Origin of the sequence: Porcincola intestinalis, from assembly GCF_009696445.1 — a bacterium.
Lineage (GTDB): Bacteria > Bacillota > Clostridia > Lachnospirales > Lachnospiraceae > Porcincola > Porcincola intestinalis.
In genome coordinates this window covers 150938-173113 of sequence record NZ_VULZ01000001.1, presented here as the reverse complement: position 1 = coordinate 173113, position 22176 = coordinate 150938, and the positions used below count along the sequence as shown (strand labels likewise).

The following is a 22176-nucleotide window of genomic DNA, read 5'->3' as shown; positions in this document are numbered from 1 at the left end:
GTATGCAAAATCAATAAAATCAGTAATTTCAAACATAAGTGCATGGAGCGCCACCCAACGGCCGACTTCGCGGGGCTAAACGACCACGATGCATTTCTCAGCGGCCAGCCAGTCAGGAAGGCGTTATGCCGCGAAAGGCTCTTTACATGAGTAGCATATGATAGGCTGTTCCGCCATGGCAAAGGCTGTGTTTACACTGCCTTGCCGCTTTGCCATCCCATCATATGCGAAGGAGGCTCATGTCAAGAGCACCGTGGAATAATGTCTTCCTGACTGGCCGTTGGAGTCCGCCGAGTGGCCGTTTGCAAACGCATCAGTGGCCGTCGGTCGGCGCAGAATGCAATAAGAGCAATATAATTTAAATTCTTAAAAAGTCGTCATTAATAATCAGAAAAAGTATTATAATTATAACAGTTGTCTACCTGTTAAGGTAATGGGATACACTTGTTGGAAGTCTTGTCGAGGAAGGAAAGCTTCGAATGAATATAGCACATCTGTATATCGATGAGAGAACGCGAAAAGAGCGAAGTCAAAGTCTGCGGGATCATAACAGAAGGGTGGGAGAATACACTGCACAGGCGCTCGAAAGTGTGGGATTCCCATCGCTTGGCATGCTTGCAGGCATCCTTCATGACGGAAAAGGAACACAGAAATTCCAGAATTATATCCGAAATGCTGCGGAAGGGAAGAAGGTTCAAAGAGGAAGTGTAAACCACACATTCGCAGGCTGTATTTATATTCTGGAAAGATATCATGGCGGTGTTGCTTTGGAAAATGGAAACACTGTTCATAAAGAAAGCCTGTGCGGCGGAGCAGACAGAAGAAAAATGGAGATGTCGAAACTTACTTCTGAAATGATCGCTTATGCAGTCGGGGCACACCATGGACTTTTTGACTGCGTGAGTTATGACGGAAGAAATGGGTTTCTTCACAGGCTTGAGGCAAATCGGGATCAGATCGAATATGCACAGGCAAAATATTCGTTTGAGCATGAAATTTCAGATCCGGAGGAAATTGATTTTTTATTCAGAAGTGCCGTTGACGAAGTTGATGCATATTTCAATAAGCTTCAGCAACATCTGAGAGATCTGTCCGCAGGAATCCATGATAACCGGATCTTGAATGATTTCTCGGTAGGCTACCAGAAGGCAATAACTTCAGTGCTCGTACGCATGGTATCTTCTGCGATTATGTACGCAGACCGAAGGGATACGGCGGAGTTTTCAGCTCAAAAGGCATTTGGAGATATCACGGGTTTGTGGGACGTGGATCTCAGGTTTTTGGAAAATAAGATCGCAGGGTTTGATCATGAATCGTCGATCAACCATGTGCGGCAGCTTATCTCGGATCAATGCAGGGTATTTGCAGAGAAGGAGCCGGGCATATACAGGCTGAATGTCCCAACCGGTGGTGGAAAGACTCTCGCAGTTCTTCGATATGCGCTGGCGCATGCATTGAAATATCATAAAAAGAAGATTATTTTCGTGGCGCCTCTTCTCACGATTATCGATCAGAATGCGAAAGTGATTCGGGATTCTCTTCCAAGGAAGGAAACCATTCTTGAACATCATTCCGATGTGGTGATGGAGGGAAAGTCCCGCGATGAGGCGGATCAGTACGATGTAATGCGGGACCGCTGGTCGGCACCTGTCATTATTACAACGATGGTCCAATTGCTCGAGATCCTTTTTTCCGATAAAACGCAATCCGTTGCAAGAATGAGAGCGCTTTGTGATTCAGTCATTGTGTTCGATGAAGTGCAGTCTCTGCCGCGTAAGACCCTTCAGATCTTCAATATTGCCATGAATTTTCTCGCTGGTTTCTGCGGGTCAACCATCATCCTTTCGTCCGCAACACAGCCGGCATTGGAGGGATTGAACTTTCCGCTCAATGTAAGCAGTGAGGAGATGGTCAGATTGACAGAATCTGAACTGGGTGTTTTCAAACGGTGTAGAATCGAGAATAGAATCTCAAAATATGGGTCGACAATCGAAGACATAGCCGGTTTTTGCCTGAATCGGGCATCACAGGATCAGTCCGTCCTGGTCATTTGCAATACAAAACGGGAGGCAAAACAGTTATTTGAAAAGATCCGTGAAGATGCTGACAGTGAAACAGATGTCGTCCATCTTTCTGCATCTATGTGTAAGGCACACAGGAAAAAGGTGCTCGAGACAGTATTCAGTCTCCTGAGAAGAATACAGAAACGGTTCAGCGGAGCTATAACCGAGGATAATGGCAGAAGACTGATCCTGATTTCCACACAGCTTGTTGAGGCAGGCGTAGATTTCTCTTTTCACACAGTATTACGTGTACTGGCTGGAGATGACAACATCGTCCAATCAGCAGGAAGATGCAATCGAAGCAATGAATACGGTAACGGAAATTTCTTTATCGTGAAACTTAGGGGTGAAAATTTGAAGGGATTGCCGGATATTCAGAGCGCACAGGAGGCAATGACAGAAACGCTGTACCGTAATTCAGGAATGGCAGTTGATTCTCCAGAATTCGTAAGAGATTTTTATCTGAATATGTATGAAGCCTCCAGCAGCAGCCGTATTACGGAATATCCGCTTGAAGGAGATCTTCACACTTATGCGAGACTGCTGGCGGGGGATCTCAAACCAATCTATATCAGTCAGAAATCGAGACAATATGTTTTGCGGCAGCCGTTCGAAACGATGGGGCGGGAATTCCGGGTCTTTGAGGATGCTACAGAGGATGTGTTAGTACCGTATGGAAAGGGAAAAGAAATCATTTATTTCCTTAGGAACTGTATGCCATATGAATTTGATGAAATTCATAAATCCATCAAGGAGGCTTCAGAATTTTCCGTTAAAATATATGAGTGGCAGAAGAAGAAATTGGAGGAGAAAGGACTGCTGGAACATCTGATGGATGACCATGTGCTGGCTGTCGGAGAGAGGGCTTACAGCGATCTTTTTGGTTTGGATGATCAGACGGAATATAAAGCAGAGGACATGATGCTGTAATAGGGAAGAAGGTGAGTGAGGATGGGAATAAAAGCAGAAGAAATACAACTGGGGAAACAGTATGCTGAGAAAAACAGCGTGGAATTTGAAGTTTCCGCCCGGATGGCACTTTTTGCGGATCCTATCGTGTCTGCAGGCGGCGAGAAATCTACCTACGAAATTCCAACCTATGAGGCGATCAAAGGTGTGCTGAAAAGCATCTACTGGAAACCCACGTTTGAGTGGATCGTTGATAAGGTAAGGGTGATGAATGCAATCAAGATGGAGACAAGGGGTGTAAAGCTGCCGAAACTGAACGGCGGAAATGATCTTGCCTACTACACCTATCTTATGGATGTCAGGTATCAGGTGAAGGCGCATTTCGAATGGAATATGAATCGACCTGAGTACGAATGGGATAGAGATCAGAAAAAACATTATGGAATCTTCGCAAAATCGTTGATTCGAGGAGGACGAAGGGATGTTTTTCTGGGTAAACACGAGTGCATTGCGGATGTGAAGCCCTGTAAGTTTGGAGAAGGGAAAGGTGCCTTTGACGAGACTGGCACAATCCGATATGGCTATATGTATCATGGGATCAGCTATCCGGATGAAGGCTACTCTGACGAATCAAGAACCAATCTGCTACTCGATATCAGCGATGTGACAATGGAAAACGGGATTATCACTTTCAAACGTCCGGAGGAATGTCTTCACAAGTTGATTCGCAAGGGAACAGCAAAGAAATTCCAGAAAGAGAAGGAGGATGCGAATGCCTCTGTTTAATGATTTGCTAAATACATATGAGGAAGAAAAAGACAGCGATGCTTTTAAAGAGAAAATAGTACCGGTTGCCCATGAGTACGGGAAAGCCGGGATCCAGATAACAATAACGGAGGAAGGCAAATTCGCCAGTGCGGTTAAGGTAAACAAGGGTGACGAGAAGACACTGCTTGCGATCACGGAAGAGTCACAGTCCAGGACAAGTGGAGCCGCAAAAACAAGACCGCAGGCTGTCAATGACAAGCTTATGTTTATTACCAAGGATATAGCGAAGCATTGTCCTTCCTTGGTCGATAAGAGTGGAGAGAATGTCTCTTATACGGCATATAAAAAGCAACTGGAAGACTGGTGCCAATCGGAATACTCGCATCCTAAAGCAAGGGCTATTCTGAAATATATTGAGGGAAATGATGTTATTGAGGATCTGATCGAGGCAGATGTCCTGAAGGCAAACCAGAATGGTGTATTAGGAGGAACCGAAGAAAGCACAGACAAGAATCAAAAATATCAGAAAACCAGTATGGCCATACCGATTCGTTTTTGTGTCCTGACAGCAGATGGGGAAAGCCGCAATACATGGGAAGACGTGACGCTGCTCGATTCCTGGACTGCCTATTATACAAACCTCAGGGGTAGAAACGGACATAAGGAATTGGATGGCATAACCGGCAGAGTTGAAGATGTTCCGACTTTTCATCCTAAGAAAGTGCTTCCCGGAGCGGCAAACGCAAAACTGATTTCGGTATCGACATCTGAAAATGCATTGATGAACTTCACCGGTGAGAGATTTACAGATGAATCTCAGCGGCTTCAGATTGGGTACGATACATCTCAGAAAGTTCATAACACCCTTCGATGGCTCATTGGAACGCAGTCGATTAAAATATCTGCCGGTGATTTTTCGCCCGGTGGCAACGATGATTGCTCCCGATATATGATCTGCTGGGATCCTTCGTTTAAAACTTCCGAAGTCTATGATGCAGGGATGGAACTTTTTAAAGGAATTCAGTCTGGCAATGAATTTGTAAGCGGAAGAGATCATCTAAAAAAAGCAATCTACTACGAGACAAAGTCATCACAGATGGAAACAGGGCTCACTGTTGCTGCATTCGATGCAGCAACTTCTGGTCGGTTTACTATGGTGTATTATCAGAAAATGCTTGTCAGAGAATTTTTTGAACGCCTTGATGACTGGTATGAAACATGTTCCTGGTATTTTGGAAGCAGACAGAATTGTACTGTATTATCGCCATCAATTTTTATGCTTGCAAGATGCGCACTTGGAACAGAAAGAGAAAAAAACAGGCAAAGTTATCTTGATGTTGACAGGAAACTATTTAAAGAAACCGTTCAGGATATTGCAGCGCATATATTAAATGGCCAGCCACTTCCAGAACATTTTGTCCGGGCGCTTGTGACACAGGCGTCGGAGCCAATGAGATTTGATATATACCATGAATCCATTCTGCGAGCGGCCTGCGCAGCAGTCAGACAAAGGTTATTGATTCACAATCAGGGAGGGGAGGCAAAAATGGAACTAAACATGGAATCTACGGACCGGAGTTATCTGTTCGGGAGAATTTTGGCAGTGGAAGATGCGATTGAGCAGACTGTACTGGATCGAAAGAAAAATGGCTCTGACAGTAACAGGGAAACGAATGCCAGACGGTTGTGGAACGCATATGTCAATCATCCTATGACGACGTGGCAGGAGTTAAAGAATCTTCTTCTGCCGTACGAGGCACAACTGCCTGCAGGATCTCGAGTGTTTTACCAGAAGACCCTGGAGGAAATCGTATCAAGATTCGAGGATGCGGACATGAGCAGCCTTGCAAGATCCAACAGGGCACTAGATCCACAGTACCTTCTGGGGTTTTATCTTCAGAGAAGAGAATTGAAGCTGGGGAGGAAGAAAGAAAAAACTGCTGGATCGGAGCAGGAGAACAAAACAACTACGGATAACTAATCGGACCAGATAAAAGATATTTATTTTGGAAAGGAGCGTTCTATGGCAGTTAACAGAAGTTATTTTATGGCACTGGTAGCGGTATCTGACGCAAATCCAAACGGTGATCCTCTGAATGGAAATCGCCCGAGGCAGCATGCGGATGGAAAAGGCTATATCACGGACGTGTGCATAAAAAGAAAAATGAGAAACAGAATGCAGGATATGGGGCGGAATATCCTGATTGTTTCTGATGACAGAATTAAAGATGGTTTCAAAAGCATTCATGACAGGCTTGATAGCAGCAAGGAATTTGTTGAAGCAGAGAAAGCGAAAGACAACAATAAGATGACAAGCATTATCTGCAGTAATTATGAAGATGTCAGGGCGTTTGGTGCAACGATCGCCCTGAAGAAGGGAGGCAGAGCAGATTCGGACGAACAGCAGAACGGGAACGGGGTCTCCATCGGTATTCGCGCAGCGGTGACCATTCAGGAGGCAGAGAGCGTGGATCCGGTTGACATAGTGAGCACACAGATTACAAAAAGTACGAACAGTGAAACTGGAGACAAGCGTGGATCTGATACCATGGGGTTAAAGCACAGTGTCCGGTTCGGACTGTATGTAATCAAGGGATCTGTTAATCCGCTGTTTGCAGAAAAAAATGGATTCACAGAACAGGATAAGGAAGATATTCAGCAAGCCTTGGATACCTTGTTCCTTAATGATGAATCTGCAGCCAGACCGGCAGGAAGTGTCGATGTAGTGAAGACAGTCTGGTGGGAAGGCGGAGACGTTATCTATCCGGCTTCGAAGATTTTCAATACAGTACAGGTCAAACGCAAAGAGGGTGTTGAGTTGCCCGAATCTTATTCAGATTACGAGGTTTCCATCAACAAGCTTCCTGAGATGGAGGAGCCTATCGTGCATGACATATTCTGAAGATGAGTATTTGATGCTTTCAGGAATCCAACATTTTCTTTTCTGCAGAAGGCAATGGGCACTCATTCATGTAGAACAGCAGTGGAAAGAAAATGAGCTTACATCTTCCGGCAAATTGTTCCATAAGAGGGCTCATAATGCGGCGGAATTAGAAAAGCGGGGCGATACAGTTATAGTTCGCGGGCTCAAAATCCATTCATCCAGTCTGGGTGTCAGCGGAAACTGTGATGTAGTAGAGTTTCACAGGACGTCAGACGGAATTGTGGTCAATGGATTGGAGGGCAGGTGGAACGTTCTGCCCATCGAGTACAAAAGTGGGAGATACGATTTTAACGAGGCGGATGCTGCCCAGCTATGTGCGGAAGCAATGTGTCTCGAGGAAATGCTTTGTTGTCAGATCGATGCCGGCGATCTTTTCTGGGGAGAAACACACAGACGGAAAGAGGTTAATTTTGACGAAACGCTCAGAAAAAAAGTGATGGATTCATTTCTGGAAATGCACGAGTACTTTAGCAGAGGGTATACTCCAAAAAGCAAACCTAGAAAGGGTTGTGCGAAGTGTTCGCTGAAGGACATTTGTCTTCCGGAAATGACGAAAATACGTTCCGTCAAAACATATATCTCGGAAAGTGTGGATGGCCATTGAAAAAACTGTTGAATACGCTGTTTATCCTAACCGATGATTATTATCTCAGCCTGGAAGGAGAATCGGTTGTAATTACTGAAGGAAGAGAGAAAATAGGGCAATTTCCCCTGCATATTTTTGAAGGAATCATTTCCTTCAGCTATTCTGGTGCATCACCGGAACTGATGGGGGCATGCGCGGCAAATGGTATCGGGTTTGCTATGTTTACCCCATATGGTAAATTTCTGTGCCGAGTTGAGGGTAGGAGCAGAGGGAATATCCTTCTCAGAAAAGAACAATATCGGATTAGTGATGATGAAAGGCGCTCACTGCCGTACGCCAGGAACATGGTTTTGGGTAAGGTATTCAATGAGCGCTGGACGGTTGACCGCACACTTCGAGATTACCCTATGAGAGTGAACGGCGACAGACTTCGGGAGAGTATTGAAAAGCTTAAGACGCAGGTTGAAAAAATTCGTATAGCGGACTCAGTATCAAACCTGAGGGGAGTTGAAGGAGATAGTGCAGTTGACTATTTCAGAGTTTTTAATGATCTGATTCTGAACCAGAAGGATGACTTTTGTTTTAGCGGAAGAAATCGTAGACCTCCGCTCGATAAAGTTAATGCCATGTTGTCGTTTGCTTACACATTACTTGCAAATGATTGTATGAATGCACTAGAGTCGGTTGGTCTTGATTCCTATGCTGGATTTATGCACACCGATAAACCGGGGCGGGCATCGTTGGCTCTGGATCTTGAAGAAGAATTAAGAGCGCCTATGGCGGATCGATTTGTTTTGACGCTGATCAACAAAAAGATGCTGACGAATAAAAGTTTCTCAGTGACCAGTGATGGGGCGGTTCTGATGACGGATGATTCGAGAAAGATATTTTTGGCGAAGTGGCAGGAAAGAAAAAAGGAAGAGATTGTGCATCCCTATTTGCAGGAGAAAGTGAAGTGGGGGCTTGTGCCATATATTCAGGCACTGCTACTGTCAAGGACTATCCGGGGCGATCTCGATGAATATCCGCCATTTATGTGGAAATAAAGGAATATTGCCTCAGCAGAAGCCTTTCGTGAGAATCTAAGGGGATGGTAGAAAGCAGGCGATACAGTATGATGATAATATTGACATATGATGTAAATACGGAGTCTGTGAGCGGAAAGAAAAGACTTCGAAAAGTTGCCCAAATATGTCTGAATTACGGAATTCGCGTTCAGAACTCCGTGTTTGAATGCAACCTCGATGCTTCGCAGCTTGTGACTTTCAGGGCGGCAATACTGGATGTAATCGATGAATCGAAGGATAGTGTACGAATATATAACCTTGGAAACGAATATAAGAAAAAGGTCGAGCATTATGGGATGAAGGTAACACCGGATCAGGAAGGAAGCCTCATTTTATAGTGGTGCGGGATATGATCACTCATACATTACTGGAGCTTTCGCACCTGGAATTGCACTCCTCATAGTTTGATAGAACGACAAAAAATCGCTATATCGGATATCTTTAAACATATCTGCTAATATCAGAAGAGTTATTCTTTAGAGTTTTGTATGTTTTTGCTGTCCCCGCCCGTGTGGGCGGGGTGGATTTAAGCAATTCCCGTACAATTGCAGTCGCAACCTTCAGCTGTCCCCGCCCGTGTGGGCGGGGTGGATTTAAGCGCATCCCAGCAGGCATGATGCTGCGTGTACATGGTCCCCGCCCGTGTGGGCGGGGTGGATTTAAGCTTACTACATTGTTTCACTGCGCTTTATGGCAAATGTCCCCGCCCGTGTGGGCGGGGTGGATTTAAGCATCATCAAAAATGATGATGTTCCGTCTCGAATCATGTCCCCGCCCGTGTGGGCGGGGTGGATTTAAGCCTGATCACGCGACATGACACCAAAAAGGGAAAAGGTCCCCGCCCGTGTGGGCGGGGTGGATTTAAGCATACCAATAACTGGATCACGCAGATGTTTTTCTAGTCCCCGCCCGTGTGGGCGGGGTGGATTTAAGCGGTTCTCCGCCTGCGCCAGCATTTGAAGCATAGGTCCCCGCCCGTGTGGGCGGGGTGGATTTAAGCACCTGATTAAAGCTCTCTTCTGAGTGCCCGAGCGTCCCCGCCCGTGTGGGCGGGGTGGATTTAAGCTATTCTTTGCTTCGCCATCACTCATCTTTGCTACGTCCCCGCCCGTGTGGGCGGGGTGGATTTAAGCACACGTACGCAAACACCGGTTGGGGCACGTTCTGCGTCCCCGCCCGTGTGGGCGGGGTGGATTTAAGCGCCGTTTCTGGCGAGAATTTCCTGCTGCTGCCTGGTCCCCGCCCGTGTGGGCGGGGTGGATTTAAGCTTGATATCGTTAATCACATCTTCCGAAAATCCTCGTCCCCGCCCGTGTGGGCGGGGTGGATTTAAGCGATGAAGACGCTGTTGAAAACCCTCGATGACGTGGTCCCCGCCCGTGTGGGCGGGGTGGATTTAAGCTTTGAGCATTTCTATATTGATTTCTTTGATGCAGTCCCCGCCCGTGTGGGCGGGGTGGATTTAAGCAGTCAGCAGTGCCCATCGCTTACAGGTCATTCCGTCCCCGCCCGTGTGGGCGGGGTGGATTTAAGCTTCCTCTTTCAGCAGACCATTGTACAGCTCCTGCGGTCCCCGCCCGTGTGGGCGGGGTGGATTTAAGCCTGATAGCTTAGCTGTGCCGGATCGATATACTCTGTCCCCGCCCGTGTGGGCGGGGTGGATTTAAGCGGAGTTAAGCGGAGGATAAGAAATGCGCAGCTAGGTCCCCGCCCGTGTGGGCGGGGTGGATTTAAGCCCCGAATGGTCGCCTGACAGCGTGGCGTACAAGGGTCCCCGCCCGTGTGGGCGGGGTGGATTTAAGCTCTGACGTGCAGACTGTTGAACAGCTGAGCAATGTCCCCGCCCGTGTGGGCGGGGTGGATTTAAGCTTTAGTTCCGCGATCAGCTGTCCCGCTGTCCGGTGTCCCCGCCCGTGTGGGCGGGGTGGATTTAAGCTCAATGTCTGGAGATTTCAACGCAAAGACAAAGCGTCCCCGCCCGTGTGGGCGGGGTGGATTTAAGCCATTCCATCTTTGCGTGAAGCTTCAGGCTCTCAGTCCCCGCCCGTGTGGGCGGGGTGGATTTAAGCACGCAGGCATGTCTCGATCAGCTTGCCAAAAGAAGTCCCCGCCCGTGTGGGCGGGGTGGATTTAAGCACTGTACTCGGACGGCGTGACAACGACATATCGGCGGTCCCCGCCCGTGTGGGCGGGGTGGATTTAAGCAAACCTGGACGATCTGGGAATCCTGGATGTAGTGGGTCCCCGCCCGTGTGGGCGGGGTGGATTTAAGCTCTTCAGGGGCGACGATCTGGACGGATTTTCTGTGTCCCCGCCCGTGTGGGCGGGGTGGATTTAAGCACTCATAAAACAGCTTGTGCAGATATTCACTGACGTCCCCGCCCGTGTGGGCGGGGTGGATTTAAGCACTATATCCATCGGTGATGATGATGCTGCATTCATGTCCCCGCCCGTGTGGGCGGGGTGGATTTAAGCGCTCTACAACAAGGCCGTTGCTGAGCACCACATGGTCCCCGCCCGTGTGGGCGGGGTGGATTTAAGCTTCCCGAGGAATGACAATGGCGATCCGATCCTGTGTCCCCGCCCGTGTGGGCGGGGTGGATTTAAGCTTACCTTTCGTCGCTCCCTTGTTGTCGACATTGGTCCCCGCCCGTGTGGGCGGGGTGGATTTAAGCACGAACACAAGCGGGATGTAGTGGATGAATCCATGGTCCCCGCCCGTGTGGGCGGGGTGGATTTAAGCTTTGATGCATCGCGCCAATTCAGGCTGGATGTGGTCCCCGCCCGTGTGGGCGGGGTGGATTTAAGCTACAGGTTAAAATTGAAGTCGCTTGTGAATCCCGTCCCCGCCCGTGTGGGCGGGGTGGATTTAAGCCCTGACTTGATGTCTTTTTCAACGGACGTCTTAGTCCCCGCCCGTGTGGGCGGGGTGGATTTAAGCTTAGCATCTCTTTTGCAAAGCCACTCGCTGTGTTGTCCCCGCCCGTGTGGGCGGGGTGGATTTAAGCGGAGTTAAGCGGAGGATAAGAAATGCGCAGCTAGGGTCCCCGCCCGTGTGGGCGGGGTGGATTTAAGCTCTGCCTGTCCGCCTCTTTCCCATACAGGCAGATGTCCCCGCCCGTGTGGGCGGGGTGGATTTAAGCTTAGCATCTCTTTTGCAAAGCCACTCGCTGTGTGTCCCCGCCCGTGTGGGCGGGGTGGATTTAAGCGATGAAGACGCTGTTGAAAACCCTCGATGACGTGGTCCCCGCCCGTGTGGGCGGGGTGGATTTAAGCTCGGACGGGAAGGCGTGACGCCACACATAACAAGTCCCCGCCCGTGTGGGCGGGGTGGATTTAAGCGCTAATACCGCACGTTTCCGACTCGGTCGGCTTGGTCCCCGCCCGTGTGGGCGGGGTGGATTTAAGCAGATCAGGCACGCAAGGTTGTCCCTGCCTACCTGGTCCCCGCCCGTGTGGGCGGGGTGGATTTAAGCCCAAAGACGGAAAAGGGTCTTACGTTCGGACAAATGTCCCCGCCCGTGTGGGCGGGGTGGATTTAAGCAGAGCACGAAAAGTAACGAAAAAAACGCATAATTGTCCCCGCCCGTGTGGGCGGGGTGGATTTAAGCTTACGCTTGGCAAGGACATGATTAGCAGTCTTGCGTCCCCGCCCGTGTGGGCGGGGTGGATTTAAGCGGCGATAAGCTGCCGAAATGGTGCGAGCCGGACGGTCCCCGCCCGTGTGGGCGGGGTGGATTTAAGCTTGAAAAGCTGTTCCCAACGACGGAGCATATCGGTCCCCGCCCGTGTGGGCGGGGTGGATTTAAGCTTAAATCAGGCTGATTTTACAGTGCAGGTATTTTGTCCCCGCCCGTGTGGGCGGGGTGGATTTAAGCGTAAAAATGTAACTGTCCTTGTCTCGCAGGTAGGTCCCCGCCCGTGTGGGCGGGGTGGATTTAAGCAGGTACTGGATGGAATCATCCACCCCGCCGAGAGGTCCCCGCCCGTGTGGGCGGGGTGGATTTAAGCAGACCGTACAGCGTCGGGATGATTGTCGCATTGTCGTCCCCGCCCGTGTGGGCGGGGTGGATTTAAGCAGACCGTACAGCGTCGGGATGATTGTCGCATTGTCGTCCCCGCCCGTGTGGGCGGGGTGGATTTAAGCTTTATTCCTCCTTTGAGATTACAGCAAACACTCGTCCCCGCCCGTGTGGGCGGGGTGGATTTAAGCTCATTAATTGTGGATAACTATGTGGATAACTCATGTCCCCGCCCGTGTGGGCGGGGTGGATTTAAGCATCGGTCCCCAGTTGTACACGCTGCAGTTGTGGAGTCCCCGCCCGTGTGGGCGGGGTGGATTTAAGCACGCTATCATCATATCACGATTGCCAGTGACATTGTCCCCGCCCGTGTGGGCGGGGTGGATTTAAGCACACTGCCTATGCCGAAGGATTGAGTCAGGTTGAAGTCCCCGCCCGTGTGGGCGGGGTGGATTTAAGCAGAAATACCGGGAGCATATTACCAGTATAAGTATGTCCCCGCCCGTGTGGGCGGGGTGGATTTAAGCCTAAAAATGATCTCCGACTCCGCAAAAGATAAGTGTCCCCGCCCGTGTGGGCGGGGTGGATTTAAGCCACATTATGTTATGCGGCGCCGGGTTCAGCACTGCCTGTGCCATCTCGGCTGTAACTTTGACATCTTCTCCGATGCAATCTTTATATGACTTTGCCAGTAATTCACCTATTTCTTTTTAGATGTATGACGCAGATAACATTTTTAGAAAGAGATTTGCACCCGGAACCATAACATGGTATCATAACCGAGTTCAACTTTCATACGGTATAATTGGAAACGTACACTTCTTCTGGTGATAACGAACAACACGTCCTCACAACACCGGAAGGAGTGTTTTTTATGCCTGAAAATAAGCTTGAAAACTTCGTATTTACAGTTATCATGGCCTTTCTGATGGTCTATGCGATGATCTGCTACAACATTGCGCTCAATATTGGCGGAATGCAGGATGCCGTTTTCCTGATGGCATTCGGTGAACTTCGTATCATGTGGCCGGTGGCTATTGTCCTGGAGCTGTTTGTGATGGAACGGCCCGTCATGGCGCTGACACAGCGTGTAATGACAGATGGAATGCCTTTTATCATGATTCTGTTGATTCGCTGCTCGCTGACGGTTTGCCTGATGTGCCCGGCTATGAGTTTTGTAGCAACGCTGCTTTTCAAGGATTACCAGGAGGCAGGACTTGTTGGAGTCTGGCTTCAGACAGCAGCGCTGAATTTCCCTATGGCGCTTTGCTGGCAGATCTTCTTTGCCGGACCGGCAGGAAGAGGAATTTTCCGATGTTTGTGTTCTTTCTGGCGGAAAAGACGGTCTGCAAGGTGACGAAGGAGGCGTCGAATATGCTACAATCACTTTGCACGATGAAATCGACGGACAGGTTCCTTTCAGGAGAAAACGGTCATGGAAATATTCCTTACTGAACTCGAAACGTATATGTACAACATTGTTGAGGTGTGCACGAGCCTTCTCGAGTTCTTTGGCATTGCCGTTCTGGTAACTTCCGCCGTCCTGGCGTCATTCGATGGGTACGGCGTGACCGCAAGAATATCCGTCTCGACCTCGCGCAGGGCATAGCGCTTGCCTAGGAATTCAAGATGGGCGGCGAGGTTCTCCGTACGGTAGTCGTCCGCGAATGGTCTGAGCTTGGCATACTCGGGGCTATCATTGTACTCCGCGCGGTATTGACTTTCCTGATTCACTGGTAAATCAAGAATGAGAAGAAAGACATGGCGGAAAACACGACACGAAAACACGACACTGACGCCATAAGTTGAAAAATGGATGCTTTTGAGAATGAACTATGATAGAATGAGTGCTCGAATGAATACAGACTCATAAGACAGACAGTAGAATTTCAAGGCTTCGGAGAATGCAATGTCAGAAATGACCTGGATGTTCTTCGGAGCCTTTCTATCGTTCAGAGGCATTTACACGGAGCAGGTTGTCATCAGGGATCAACAGAGAGCATACAGAATGAAGGCAGAGCACATGAGACAATTATTTTACACACCAGAATATGCCAAGACCGGGGATGTCATCCCATTCTATAACGAGAAAACAAAGCGGTTCGAGAATTACTATCTGAAGAACTGGAACTCGGATGCGCCAAAAGATCTGGCTTTCCATGGGTGGTACCGGATTGTGACGGAGGATCTCCGCACATATGTGGAAACACCGACCAAAATCCAGGGAGGGACAGGGTCCGTAATCTGCGTAGATGGCCTGTACCATATGTTCTATTGTACGTTTGACCGAGATCCGGCTGCTCAGTGGGCACGCCATGCAACCAGCGTCGACCTGGTACACTGGAAAGATATCCCGGAGGAAAAGTTCGGGCCGGACGGAACAATATACCGCATGAGCGACTGGAGAGACCCGTTTGTTTTCTGGAATGAAGAGGATTCCTGCTGGTGGATGCTTCTTGCAGCAAGAGAAAACGGAAAGACAGAGCGAAATGGATGCATTGCACTCTGCAAATCAAAAGACCTTTCACACTGGACTTATCAGAAGCCGCTGTATTCTCCGCATATGCACCAGGGAGCTTACGAATGTCCGGATCTATTCTGCATGGGGGACTGGTATTACCTGGTATTTTCCAGTTATACGGACGGATTTGCAACCTATTACCGGATGAGCCGCAGCCTTTCCGGACCGTGGATCAGGCCAGAAAGAGATACCTTTGACGGAAGGGCTTTCTATGCGGCTAAGACCGGGACAGATGGAAAGAACCGCTATATTTTCGGCTGGAATCCGACAAGGGGTGAAAATGGATGGGGGTTCGATCCGGGAACTGATTTTGGAGCGGATTATAAGAGCTGGAACTGGGGAGGATCCATCGTGACGCATCAGCTTGTGCAGCATGAAGACGGAAGCCTTGGAACCAGGCCTGTCGAAAGCGTGGCAGAGGCATTTACGGCAAAAAAAACGGATTCATTCACACCGCTGACAGGGCAATGGACGATGGAGGCGGGAAAGGCATCATGCTATGCACAGGAAGGCTATTCCGCCGCAATCGGTTCTCTTCAGATTCCGGAGCAATGCTGTATCAGAGCTTCAATTCGTTATGAGGGGACGCCGCGGTCCTTCGGCCTGGCGCTGCAGGTGGACGAACGGTTTGACTTTGGTTATTATCTGATGTTTGAACCGGATTTTTCACGGATCGAATTCCGTTCTGGGCTCCGGATGTATGAACAGGGAGGCCAGATGTTCCCTTATGCGGTTGAGATGGAACGGTCCTTCCGCATGACCCCGGGGAAAACTTATCAGCTTGAACTTTATATACAGGGAAGTCTGGCGGTCTTATACATTGATCGGGATGTCGCGTTCGGATTCCGGATGTACAATTGGAAGAACCGCAAACTTGGACTGTTTGCGGCAGATGGCGGAATCTGTGTAAAGGATTGTGAAATACTGACAGAAGAGGAGAAGTGAATTCGTATGAAGGTTCGCATTGCCAGAGAATACCTGTGGGTTCCAGTATGAGCCGGTACGAAAAAGGAATCATTTACTGTGTCCCTGGGCAGTCAGAAAATCTTTGAGTTCATGACAGGGACAGAGAGGGACTGTGAACCGGTTTTTTATGCGGCACTTCCGGTCAGACAATGGGCAGGGAAGAGTTGGTACTTTACGGGAAGTTTGGAGAACGTTTTTTCGGCAACATCCATTGCAAAGCGTACCTGCGGAGTCCGCAGGAATCGCGTCCGTACATTCATTTCACGTCCTGTTCTGGCTGGCTGAATGACCCGAACGGCCTGTTTTATAAAAATGGCAGATGGCATCTATATTACCAACATAATCCGTTCGATGTAGAGTGGGGAAACATGAGCTGGGGGCATGCTGTAAGCCAGAGCCTGGCCGGGCAATAGAGGTCACTGCGGAATGGGACAGTCCGGAGGCATGCTTTACACTGAATCTCAAGGGGGTGCTGCAGTCTGAATGCAGAGACCCTTGTGATTGAACCGGTTGCATCCCGAATTATTCTGAAAGATCAGATATCATGACAGTTTTGAAAAAATCGGTGAGAAGTGATAATCCCCTGAGTGGAAAGCATATCGTGTTCCTCGGCAGTTCTGTGACCTACGGAGCAGCTTCGAATGGGGTTTCATTTGTGGATTTTCTGGCAGAGGCGACAGGCTGCAGGGTGACGAAGGAGGCAGTTGCGGGGACGACGCTGGTGGATGATGCGCCGGATTCCTATATCCGCAGGATGAAGAAACTGAATCCGGAGATGAAGGTGGATCTATTCGTGTGCCAGCTCTCGACAAATGACGCCACCCAGATGAAAGAGATGGGAGAAGTTTGCCGCACGTATGACATGGATGATTTTGATACGAAGACGGTTGCAGGTGCCATCGAATATATCATTGCCTATGCAAGGAAAACATGGAATTGCCCTGTAGCGTTCTATACAAGCCCCAGATACGACAGTGGACAGTACGCTGCCATGGTCGTGCTGCTACAGAGTATTCAGTGCAAGTGGAACATTGCGCTGATCAACCTGTGGAATGATGCAGCTTTCAATGACATCACAACTGAGCAGCGGAGCCGGTATATGGCGGATTCGATTCACCCGACCAGGGAGGGATATCTGGAGTGGTGGACGCCATATCTTAAAAGAATAATAATTACTATTATCTCTTGTAGACAAGGGAAATAGATGCTACGATATTACTACATGATTACAGTGTCAAAAGTGCGTCACCACGCATGCATTGATGCAAGTGATGGCAGGACTTATTGAAACGTAATCATAAATGAGTGTCAAAGGTACTTTTGACACTCATATCATTACATAGAAGGCTGGGAAGAAGCAGATTCAAGAGAAACGGAGGGAGTAGTATGTGGCTGTTGTTTGCGATTGGTTCGGCGGTTTTTGCGGCACTGACATCCATTCTGGCAAAAGTTGGAATCGAGGGAGTGAACTCGAATCTTGCGACGGCGATCCGTACCTTTGTTGTCCTGGCGATGGCGTGGGGGATGGTATTTCTGACACATGCAGAAAGCGGGCTTACAAGTATTGGAAAGAAGAGCTGGCTGTTTCTGATTCTGTCGGGGCTCTGTACCGGTGCTTCATGGCTCTGCTATTACCGGGCGCTTCAGGTCGGGGAAGCCTCGAAGGTCGTACCGGTCGACAAGATGAGCACCGTGCTGACGTTGATTCTGGCGTTTATCTTCCTGCATGAGATGATTAATACCAAGTCGATCATCGGGATGCTTCTTCTTACTGCCGGAACTCTGGTTATGGTCATTTCCTGAATCAGGCATCAGATTGATAGAATGAAGCAGCATTTTTATGACTGAACAGCTGCCGGAACTCCGCAGGGGTACCGGCAGCTGTTTTTTGTGGAGGCGACGGGCCAGACGCTACGATGCAAGCTTGATTGCATATCCTGGCATCCGGACACGCTTTGTATTTTGAGACGGACATCATGAATATATTATAAAACATATTGACATACTCATATATTGTGCGTAGAATACAGTCAAATCCAAATAACATATAAAACATACCAATAAAGTATGTATTAAAGAGGAGGGAATTGATATGAGCATCAGAGGGAAAAGGGTTTTCATCGGTCTGACTGCAGCGGCTGCTTTGACGGCGCTTGTATCCGGCAGCGCATATGCATATGACACTGTAAAAGACGGCGTGTTGACAGTTGGAGTAGAGGGAACATATCCGCCGATTACCTATCATGATGAAAGCGGAGAACTGACAGGCTTTGATGTTGAGGTGGCGAAGGCAATAGGCGAAAAGCTGGGATTGAAAGTACAGTTTGTTGAGTCAGAGTGGGATTCTCTCCTGGCATCCATTGATTCAGGTCGAATTGACACCGTGATCAATGCAGTATCGGTGACAGATGAACGGAAGAAAAAGTATGACTTTACCGATCCGTATGTTTCCCTTTATCGTCATGTCATCGTAAAGGGCGATAATGATTCGATCAAGTCACTGGACGACTTGAAGGGCAAGAAGGTGGCTGAGAATATTACGACGGAATATGCGGATCAGCTGGAGGCACTTGGAGCGACGATTGTTCCGATCGATACCATGCAGCAGGCATTCGATCTGATTACCAGCGGAAGAGTGGACTTTACATTGCTGGAGGATGTCCAGTTCGGCCCGTATATGAAGGAACATCCGGATGCCGATCTGAAAATTGCATTTACGATTGATGGAAATAAGGATGATGTCGACCAGTTTGCCATCCCGACAAAGAAGGGAACAGATCTGAATGCAGCCATAAATGACGCGCTCAATACACTGAAAAAAGACGGGGAGCTTGGAAAGCTTTCAGAGAAGTATTTTGATGCGGATGTCATAGACTACGATTCAATCGGGGGAAAGAAGGAGGCTTCCGGTTCTGGTACAGAAGCAGAAACGGAGGGCGTTTCGGAAGCAGATAGAGAGGGTGATGACGATGGGAAGAATATCACAGATTGATCCGGAAACAGCGCCAGCGGAAGTGAAGGCGGCAATCTGGAAGCATATTGCGGAAGGACGAAAGATTACGAATGAAAAAAGGACGCTTCTTCACAATGTGAATGCGTTTAACGCAGTGGAGGTAGCTTCCTATGCGCTCGATGATGATCTGCAGAAACTGATTGGAAAGCTGGACGGAGATCTTTTTGAATATGCGGTATCGGTTTCGAATGACTGCCTGGTCTGCACAACATACTTCAGCAAGCTGCTCCGGGAGGAACATGGTATTGATCCGAAGCATTTTCACCTGACGCACAGACAGGAAATGCTCATGAACTTCGGGAAAAAGGTCGGACAAGCGCCAAAGGAAATCACGGATGAGGAGTTCTTTGCGCTGAAGGAAGAGTTTTTGAAGAATGGTGGGAAAGACGGGGAACCAGTAGACGAGGAGAAGGCAGAAGAGATTATGGTCGTCCTCACAGCCATGGGCGTCATGATGGTTGCGAACAACTATGTCAATGATATCCTGAAGGTCGATTTGTGAGGAGCAGGAGACTGGTATGAGTGATCGCTTGATCAAGATTCTGATTGATTCTTTTCCGAAAATCCTGATCCCGGGCCTTCGTATGACAATCCCATTGACTTTGGCATCCTTTGCCGTGGGATTTGTCATTGCCCTGGCACTGGCATTGATACAGGTTGCGAAGGTCCCGGTTTTGAACCAGATCGCCAAGATTTACATCTGGATCTTTCGCGGGACACCCCTTCTTGTGCAGCTGTTTATCATTTTCTTCGGACTGCCGGGGCTGGGAGTGATGCTGGACGCGTTCCCGGCAGCAGTGATTGCATTTGGAATGAACCTTGGTGCCTATAACGCGGAGGTTCTGAGATCTTCAATCCAGGCTGTTCCGGCAGGACAGAGCGAGGCAGCAGCTTTGGTCGGAATGACGTACCCTCAGATTATGATTCATGTGGTACTGCCGCAGGCGTTCCCCATTGCTTTTCCACCGTTGTTCAATTCTCTGATTGGGCTTGTAAAGGATACGTCACTTGCTTCGAGCATTACGGTTATAGAACTGTTTACAGCGGCACAGCAGATTGCAGCCCGGACGTTTGAACCCTTCGCACTGTACTGTGAGGCGGCGGTGATCTACCTGATTTTCTGCACCGTTCTGACAGCTCTTCAGGGGTGGCTGGAGAAGAAGCTGGTGTGGAAGACCCCGGAGGAGAAAATGGTCGGCGCTACGGCAGCAGACTGATGGAAGGGATGGAAGAAGGATGCTGGAAGTAAAAAATCTATACAAATCCTTTGGGTCCAACCAGGTTCTGAAGGGCATTGACATCAAGGTGGACCGAGGGGAGGTCGTGGCAGTCCTTGGATCTTCCGGATCGGGAAAGACGACGATGCTCCGCTGTACAAGCTTTCTGGAGAAAGCGGATTCCGGGGAAATGATTTTTGACGGAAGTCATTATGAGATGGAGAAGATTGGACGAAGAGAGATACATCAGCTCCGTATGCACATAGGATTCGTCTTCCAGTCTTTCAACCTGTTTGCGAATCGAACCGCGCTTGGAAATGTGATGAGTGGACTGTCGATTGCCCGTAAGGTTCCCAAGAGTGAGGCGGAGAAGATCGCAAGGGAAATGCTTTCCCGAGTTGGAATGTTAAATCGGGCGGATTATTATCCGGCGCAGCTCTCTGGCGGACAGCAGCAGCGGGTTGCAATCGCGAGGGCTATTGCAACCAATCCGGTCGTTGTGCTGTTTGATGAACCGACGAGCGCTCTTGACCCGGAACTGACAGGAGAAGTTCTGGATGTGATGAAGAAGCTTGCCGAGGATGGGATGACGATGGTCGTTGTCACTCATGAGATGCAGTTTGCACAGGAAGTAGCAGATAAGGTCGTGTTTATGGATAAAGGTGTTGTCGTGGAGGAAGCTCCGGCGAAACAGTTTTTTTCCGCACCCAAACAGGAGAGAACACTTCAGTTCCTGCGGAGAACGATGCGAGATTACACTTACAATATCTGATGATATCATTTAATTACTTCAGGCATGGATCACAGATTTCATGCCATGCGGGTAGTCTGAAAAGCCTGAATACATCTGCGGTGGGGAAGATTCTCCGCCGCTTTTTGTGAGAATGGCCGCTCATCATCTCATGCTGTTTATCTGTCCGGAATCGTCGGAATCGGATATAATAGACAAAAGCTGTCAGGTGACAGGTATAATTCCTGAGACAGAGGAGGTTGAAATGAGAAGGATTCTGATCGTCATTGATATGCAGAATGATTTTATAGATGGTGCACTTGGAACGAAGGAAGCGGTGGCGATTGTCCCCGCTGTTGTCCGCAAGATCAAGTCCTATCCGGCGGATGATGTTTACGCGACAAGGGATACTCACCCGGAGAATTATCTGGATACGCAGGAGGGGGAACATCTTCCGGTCAGACACTGCATCAAAGGAACAGAAGGCTGGCAATTATGCAAAGAGGTGGCCCCGCTGATTCCGGAAGGACATATTTTCGACAAACCAACCTTTGGATCGGTTGAGCTGGCAGAGGCTGTGAGAAAGATGGCAGCTCAGGAGAAACTGGAGGTTGAGCTGGTCGGACTCTGCACGGATATCTGCGTTGTTTCCAATGCATTGCTTCTGAAGGCAGTGCTTCCGGAGATGAAGATTTCCGTGGATGCTTCCTGCTGCGCGGGGGTGACACCTCAGAAGCATGAGGCAGCGCTCGAGACGATGCGTTCCTGCCAGATTCAGGGAATCTGAGACGGATTCTCCGAGGCGCAGCTTCAGTAGCCGGGTGACGGGAAACAGGTTATAGAAAGGAATGAATCATGCAGTTTGATACAGATATATTTGCACAGTTTGACAAAAAGTGGGCGCTGCTGACAGCGGGAGGAAAGGAAAAGTTTAATACCATGACGATCAGCTGGGGCGGACTCGGTACACTCTGGGGCAAGCCTGTTGCCACCGTCTATGTACGGGAATCCCGTTATACGCATGAATTCATGGACAGGGAAGACTATTTCACGGTCAGCTTCTACCCGGAGTCCTGCAGGAGGACGCTGGGTGTTCTGGGATCAAAATCCGGTCGGGACATGGACAAGATGCATGCGTCCGGACTGACGCCGAAGCAGGCTGGTAAGACCATGACATTTGAAGAGGCAGAGGTGACGCTTGTCTGCAGGAAACTGTTCAGGCAGAAGCTGGATACGGCCAGCATGCCGAAGGACATTGCGGAGAAGTTCTATGAAGGGCAGTCAGACCATGACATGTTTATCGGGGAAGTCGTGGAGATTCTTCGGTAATAGTCGAAGAACTTCTGGACCGCCATCTTGCTGGATGGAAC

20 protein-coding genes and 1 CRISPR repeat array are annotated in these 22176 nt (G+C 49.0%); all 20 genes read left to right on the top strand.

Translation table 11 applies throughout. The features are described 5' to 3' along the window. Nucleotides 1-479: 479 nt before the first annotated feature. Nucleotides 480-2993 carry a CRISPR-associated helicase Cas3' gene (cas3, locus tag FYJ35_RS00750; protein WP_154521694.1) on the top strand — a complete coding sequence of 838 codons (2514 nt, stop codon included), beginning with the start codon at nucleotides 480-482 and terminating at the stop codon, nucleotides 2991-2993. A 21-nt stretch (nucleotides 2994-3014) separates the two neighbouring features. Beyond that, nucleotides 3015-3758 carry a type I-C CRISPR-associated protein Cas5c gene (gene cas5c / locus FYJ35_RS00745; RefSeq protein ID WP_154521691.1) on the top strand — a complete coding sequence of 248 codons (744 nt, stop codon included), beginning with the start codon at nucleotides 3015-3017 and terminating at the stop codon, nucleotides 3756-3758. Next, nucleotides 3739-5721, top strand: a complete 1983-nt coding sequence (cas8c, locus tag FYJ35_RS00740) for a type I-C CRISPR-associated protein Cas8c/Csd1 (RefSeq protein WP_154521688.1) — start codon at nucleotides 3739-3741, stop codon at nucleotides 5719-5721. The genes cas5c and cas8c overlap by 20 nt, the downstream gene beginning before the upstream one ends. A gap of 42 nt (nucleotides 5722-5763) precedes the next feature. Continuing rightward, complete coding sequence (cas7c, locus tag FYJ35_RS00735) at nucleotides 5764-6642, top strand: type I-C CRISPR-associated protein Cas7/Csd2 (protein ID WP_154521685.1); 879 nt, start codon at nucleotides 5764-5766, stop codon at nucleotides 6640-6642. Continuing rightward, the gene (gene cas4, locus FYJ35_RS00730) at nucleotides 6629-7288 is read left to right on the top strand and encodes a CRISPR-associated protein Cas4 (protein WP_154521682.1); all 660 of its coding nucleotides are present in this window, start codon (nucleotides 6629-6631) and stop codon (nucleotides 7286-7288) included. The genes cas7c and cas4 overlap by 14 nt, the downstream gene beginning before the upstream one ends. Continuing rightward, on the top strand, nucleotides 7285-8316 hold the full coding sequence (cas1c, locus tag FYJ35_RS00725) for a type I-C CRISPR-associated endonuclease Cas1c (protein ID WP_154521679.1): 1032 nt from the start codon (nucleotides 7285-7287) through the stop codon (nucleotides 8314-8316). Before cas4 ends, cas1c begins: the two co-directional genes overlap by 4 nt. A 68-nt stretch (nucleotides 8317-8384) precedes the next feature. Further along, complete coding sequence (gene cas2, locus FYJ35_RS00720; protein ID WP_154521676.1) at nucleotides 8385-8675, top strand: CRISPR-associated endonuclease Cas2; 291 nt, start codon at nucleotides 8385-8387, stop codon at nucleotides 8673-8675. A 161-nt stretch (nucleotides 8676-8836) separates the two neighbouring features. Next, a CRISPR array of direct repeats spans nucleotides 8837-12953; the repeat unit is 33 nt; unit sequence GTCCCCGCCCGTGTGGGCGGGGTGGATTTAAGC. Nucleotides 12954-13233: 280 nt separating this feature from the next. Then, nucleotides 13234-13716, top strand: coding sequence for a DUF2798 domain-containing protein (locus FYJ35_RS00715; protein WP_154521673.1), 483 nt, complete (start codon nucleotides 13234-13236; stop codon nucleotides 13714-13716). A gap of 78 nt (nucleotides 13717-13794) precedes the next feature. Further along, nucleotides 13795-13968 carry a hypothetical protein gene (locus FYJ35_RS14900; protein WP_328597013.1) on the top strand — a complete coding sequence of 58 codons (174 nt, stop codon included), beginning with the start codon at nucleotides 13795-13797 and terminating at the stop codon, nucleotides 13966-13968. A gap of 20 nt (nucleotides 13969-13988) precedes the next feature. Next, the gene (locus tag FYJ35_RS15300) at nucleotides 13989-14099 is read left to right on the top strand and encodes a DUF1622 domain-containing protein (RefSeq protein WP_320809020.1); all 111 of its coding nucleotides are present in this window, start codon (nucleotides 13989-13991) and stop codon (nucleotides 14097-14099) included. A gap of 169 nt (nucleotides 14100-14268) precedes the next feature. Further along, nucleotides 14269-15825 carry a glycoside hydrolase family protein gene (locus FYJ35_RS00705; RefSeq protein ID WP_205839643.1) on the top strand — a complete coding sequence of 519 codons (1557 nt, stop codon included), beginning with the start codon at nucleotides 14269-14271 and terminating at the stop codon, nucleotides 15823-15825. A gap of 170 nt (nucleotides 15826-15995) precedes the next feature. Further along, nucleotides 15996-16259, top strand: a complete 264-nt coding sequence (locus tag FYJ35_RS15295) for a hypothetical protein (protein WP_154521670.1) — start codon at nucleotides 15996-15998, stop codon at nucleotides 16257-16259. Between the two features lie 131 nt (nucleotides 16260-16390). Next, complete coding sequence (locus FYJ35_RS00695; RefSeq protein WP_154521667.1) at nucleotides 16391-17050, top strand: SGNH/GDSL hydrolase family protein; 660 nt, start codon at nucleotides 16391-16393, stop codon at nucleotides 17048-17050. A 182-nt stretch (nucleotides 17051-17232) separates the two neighbouring features. Further along, complete coding sequence (locus FYJ35_RS00690) at nucleotides 17233-17649, top strand: EamA family transporter (protein ID WP_154521664.1); 417 nt, start codon at nucleotides 17233-17235, stop codon at nucleotides 17647-17649. A gap of 289 nt (nucleotides 17650-17938) precedes the next feature. Next, nucleotides 17939-18838: a transporter substrate-binding domain-containing protein gene (locus FYJ35_RS00685; RefSeq protein WP_154521661.1), complete on the top strand. Its 900-nt coding sequence runs from the start codon at nucleotides 17939-17941 to the stop codon at nucleotides 18836-18838. Next, nucleotides 18816-19361, top strand: coding sequence for a carboxymuconolactone decarboxylase family protein (locus tag FYJ35_RS00680; RefSeq protein ID WP_154521658.1), 546 nt, complete (start codon nucleotides 18816-18818; stop codon nucleotides 19359-19361). Before FYJ35_RS00685 ends, FYJ35_RS00680 begins: the two co-directional genes overlap by 23 nt. Before the next feature lie 16 nt (nucleotides 19362-19377). After that, nucleotides 19378-20076 carry an amino acid ABC transporter permease gene (locus tag FYJ35_RS00675; RefSeq protein WP_154521656.1) on the top strand — a complete coding sequence of 233 codons (699 nt, stop codon included), beginning with the start codon at nucleotides 19378-19380 and terminating at the stop codon, nucleotides 20074-20076. A 19-nt stretch (nucleotides 20077-20095) separates the two neighbouring features. Continuing rightward, nucleotides 20096-20848, top strand: coding sequence for an amino acid ABC transporter ATP-binding protein (locus tag FYJ35_RS00670; RefSeq protein ID WP_154521653.1), 753 nt, complete (start codon nucleotides 20096-20098; stop codon nucleotides 20846-20848). A 223-nt stretch (nucleotides 20849-21071) separates the two neighbouring features. Further along, nucleotides 21072-21593, top strand: a complete 522-nt coding sequence (locus FYJ35_RS00665) for a cysteine hydrolase family protein (RefSeq protein WP_154521650.1) — start codon at nucleotides 21072-21074, stop codon at nucleotides 21591-21593. 68 nt (nucleotides 21594-21661) lie between these two features. Next, complete coding sequence (locus FYJ35_RS00660; protein WP_154521647.1) at nucleotides 21662-22135, top strand: flavin reductase; 474 nt, start codon at nucleotides 21662-21664, stop codon at nucleotides 22133-22135. Nucleotides 22136-22176: the final 41 nt, after the last annotated feature.

What these genes read in the sequence shown, in the direction of transcription:
- cas3 (WP_154521694.1), top strand. Translation starts at nt 480, where the DNA reads ATGAATATAGCACATCTGTATATCGATGAGAGAACGCGAAAAGAGCGA.
- cas5c (WP_154521691.1), top strand. Translation starts at nt 3,015, where the DNA reads ATGGGAATAAAAGCAGAAGAAATACAACTGGGGAAACAGTATGCTGAG.
- cas8c (WP_154521688.1), top strand. Translation starts at nt 3,739, where the DNA reads ATGCGAATGCCTCTGTTTAATGATTTGCTAAATACATATGAGGAAGAA.
- cas7c (WP_154521685.1), top strand. Translation starts at nt 5,764, where the DNA reads ATGGCAGTTAACAGAAGTTATTTTATGGCACTGGTAGCGGTATCTGAC.
- cas4 (WP_154521682.1), top strand. Translation starts at nt 6,629, where the DNA reads ATGACATATTCTGAAGATGAGTATTTGATGCTTTCAGGAATCCAACAT.
- cas2 (WP_154521676.1), top strand. Translation starts at nt 8,385, where the DNA reads ATGATGATAATATTGACATATGATGTAAATACGGAGTCTGTGAGCGGA.
- FYJ35_RS00715 (WP_154521673.1), top strand. Translation starts at nt 13,234, where the DNA reads ATGCCTGAAAATAAGCTTGAAAACTTCGTATTTACAGTTATCATGGCC.
- FYJ35_RS14900 (WP_328597013.1), top strand. Translation starts at nt 13,795, where the DNA reads ATGGAAATATTCCTTACTGAACTCGAAACGTATATGTACAACATTGTT.
- FYJ35_RS15300 (WP_320809020.1), top strand. Translation starts at nt 13,989, where the DNA reads ATGGGCGGCGAGGTTCTCCGTACGGTAGTCGTCCGCGAATGGTCTGAG.
- FYJ35_RS00705 (WP_205839643.1), top strand. Translation starts at nt 14,269, where the DNA reads ATGTCAGAAATGACCTGGATGTTCTTCGGAGCCTTTCTATCGTTCAGA.
- FYJ35_RS15295 (WP_154521670.1), top strand. Translation starts at nt 15,996, where the DNA reads ATGGGCAGGGAAGAGTTGGTACTTTACGGGAAGTTTGGAGAACGTTTT.
- FYJ35_RS00695 (WP_154521667.1), top strand. Translation starts at nt 16,391, where the DNA reads ATGACAGTTTTGAAAAAATCGGTGAGAAGTGATAATCCCCTGAGTGGA.
- FYJ35_RS00690 (WP_154521664.1), top strand. Translation starts at nt 17,233, where the DNA reads ATGTGGCTGTTGTTTGCGATTGGTTCGGCGGTTTTTGCGGCACTGACA.
- FYJ35_RS00685 (WP_154521661.1), top strand. Translation starts at nt 17,939, where the DNA reads ATGAGCATCAGAGGGAAAAGGGTTTTCATCGGTCTGACTGCAGCGGCT.
- FYJ35_RS00680 (WP_154521658.1), top strand. Translation starts at nt 18,816, where the DNA reads ATGGGAAGAATATCACAGATTGATCCGGAAACAGCGCCAGCGGAAGTG.
- FYJ35_RS00675 (WP_154521656.1), top strand. Translation starts at nt 19,378, where the DNA reads ATGAGTGATCGCTTGATCAAGATTCTGATTGATTCTTTTCCGAAAATC.
- FYJ35_RS00670 (WP_154521653.1), top strand. Translation starts at nt 20,096, where the DNA reads ATGCTGGAAGTAAAAAATCTATACAAATCCTTTGGGTCCAACCAGGTT.
- FYJ35_RS00665 (WP_154521650.1), top strand. Translation starts at nt 21,072, where the DNA reads ATGAGAAGGATTCTGATCGTCATTGATATGCAGAATGATTTTATAGAT.
- FYJ35_RS00660 (WP_154521647.1), top strand. Translation starts at nt 21,662, where the DNA reads ATGCAGTTTGATACAGATATATTTGCACAGTTTGACAAAAAGTGGGCG.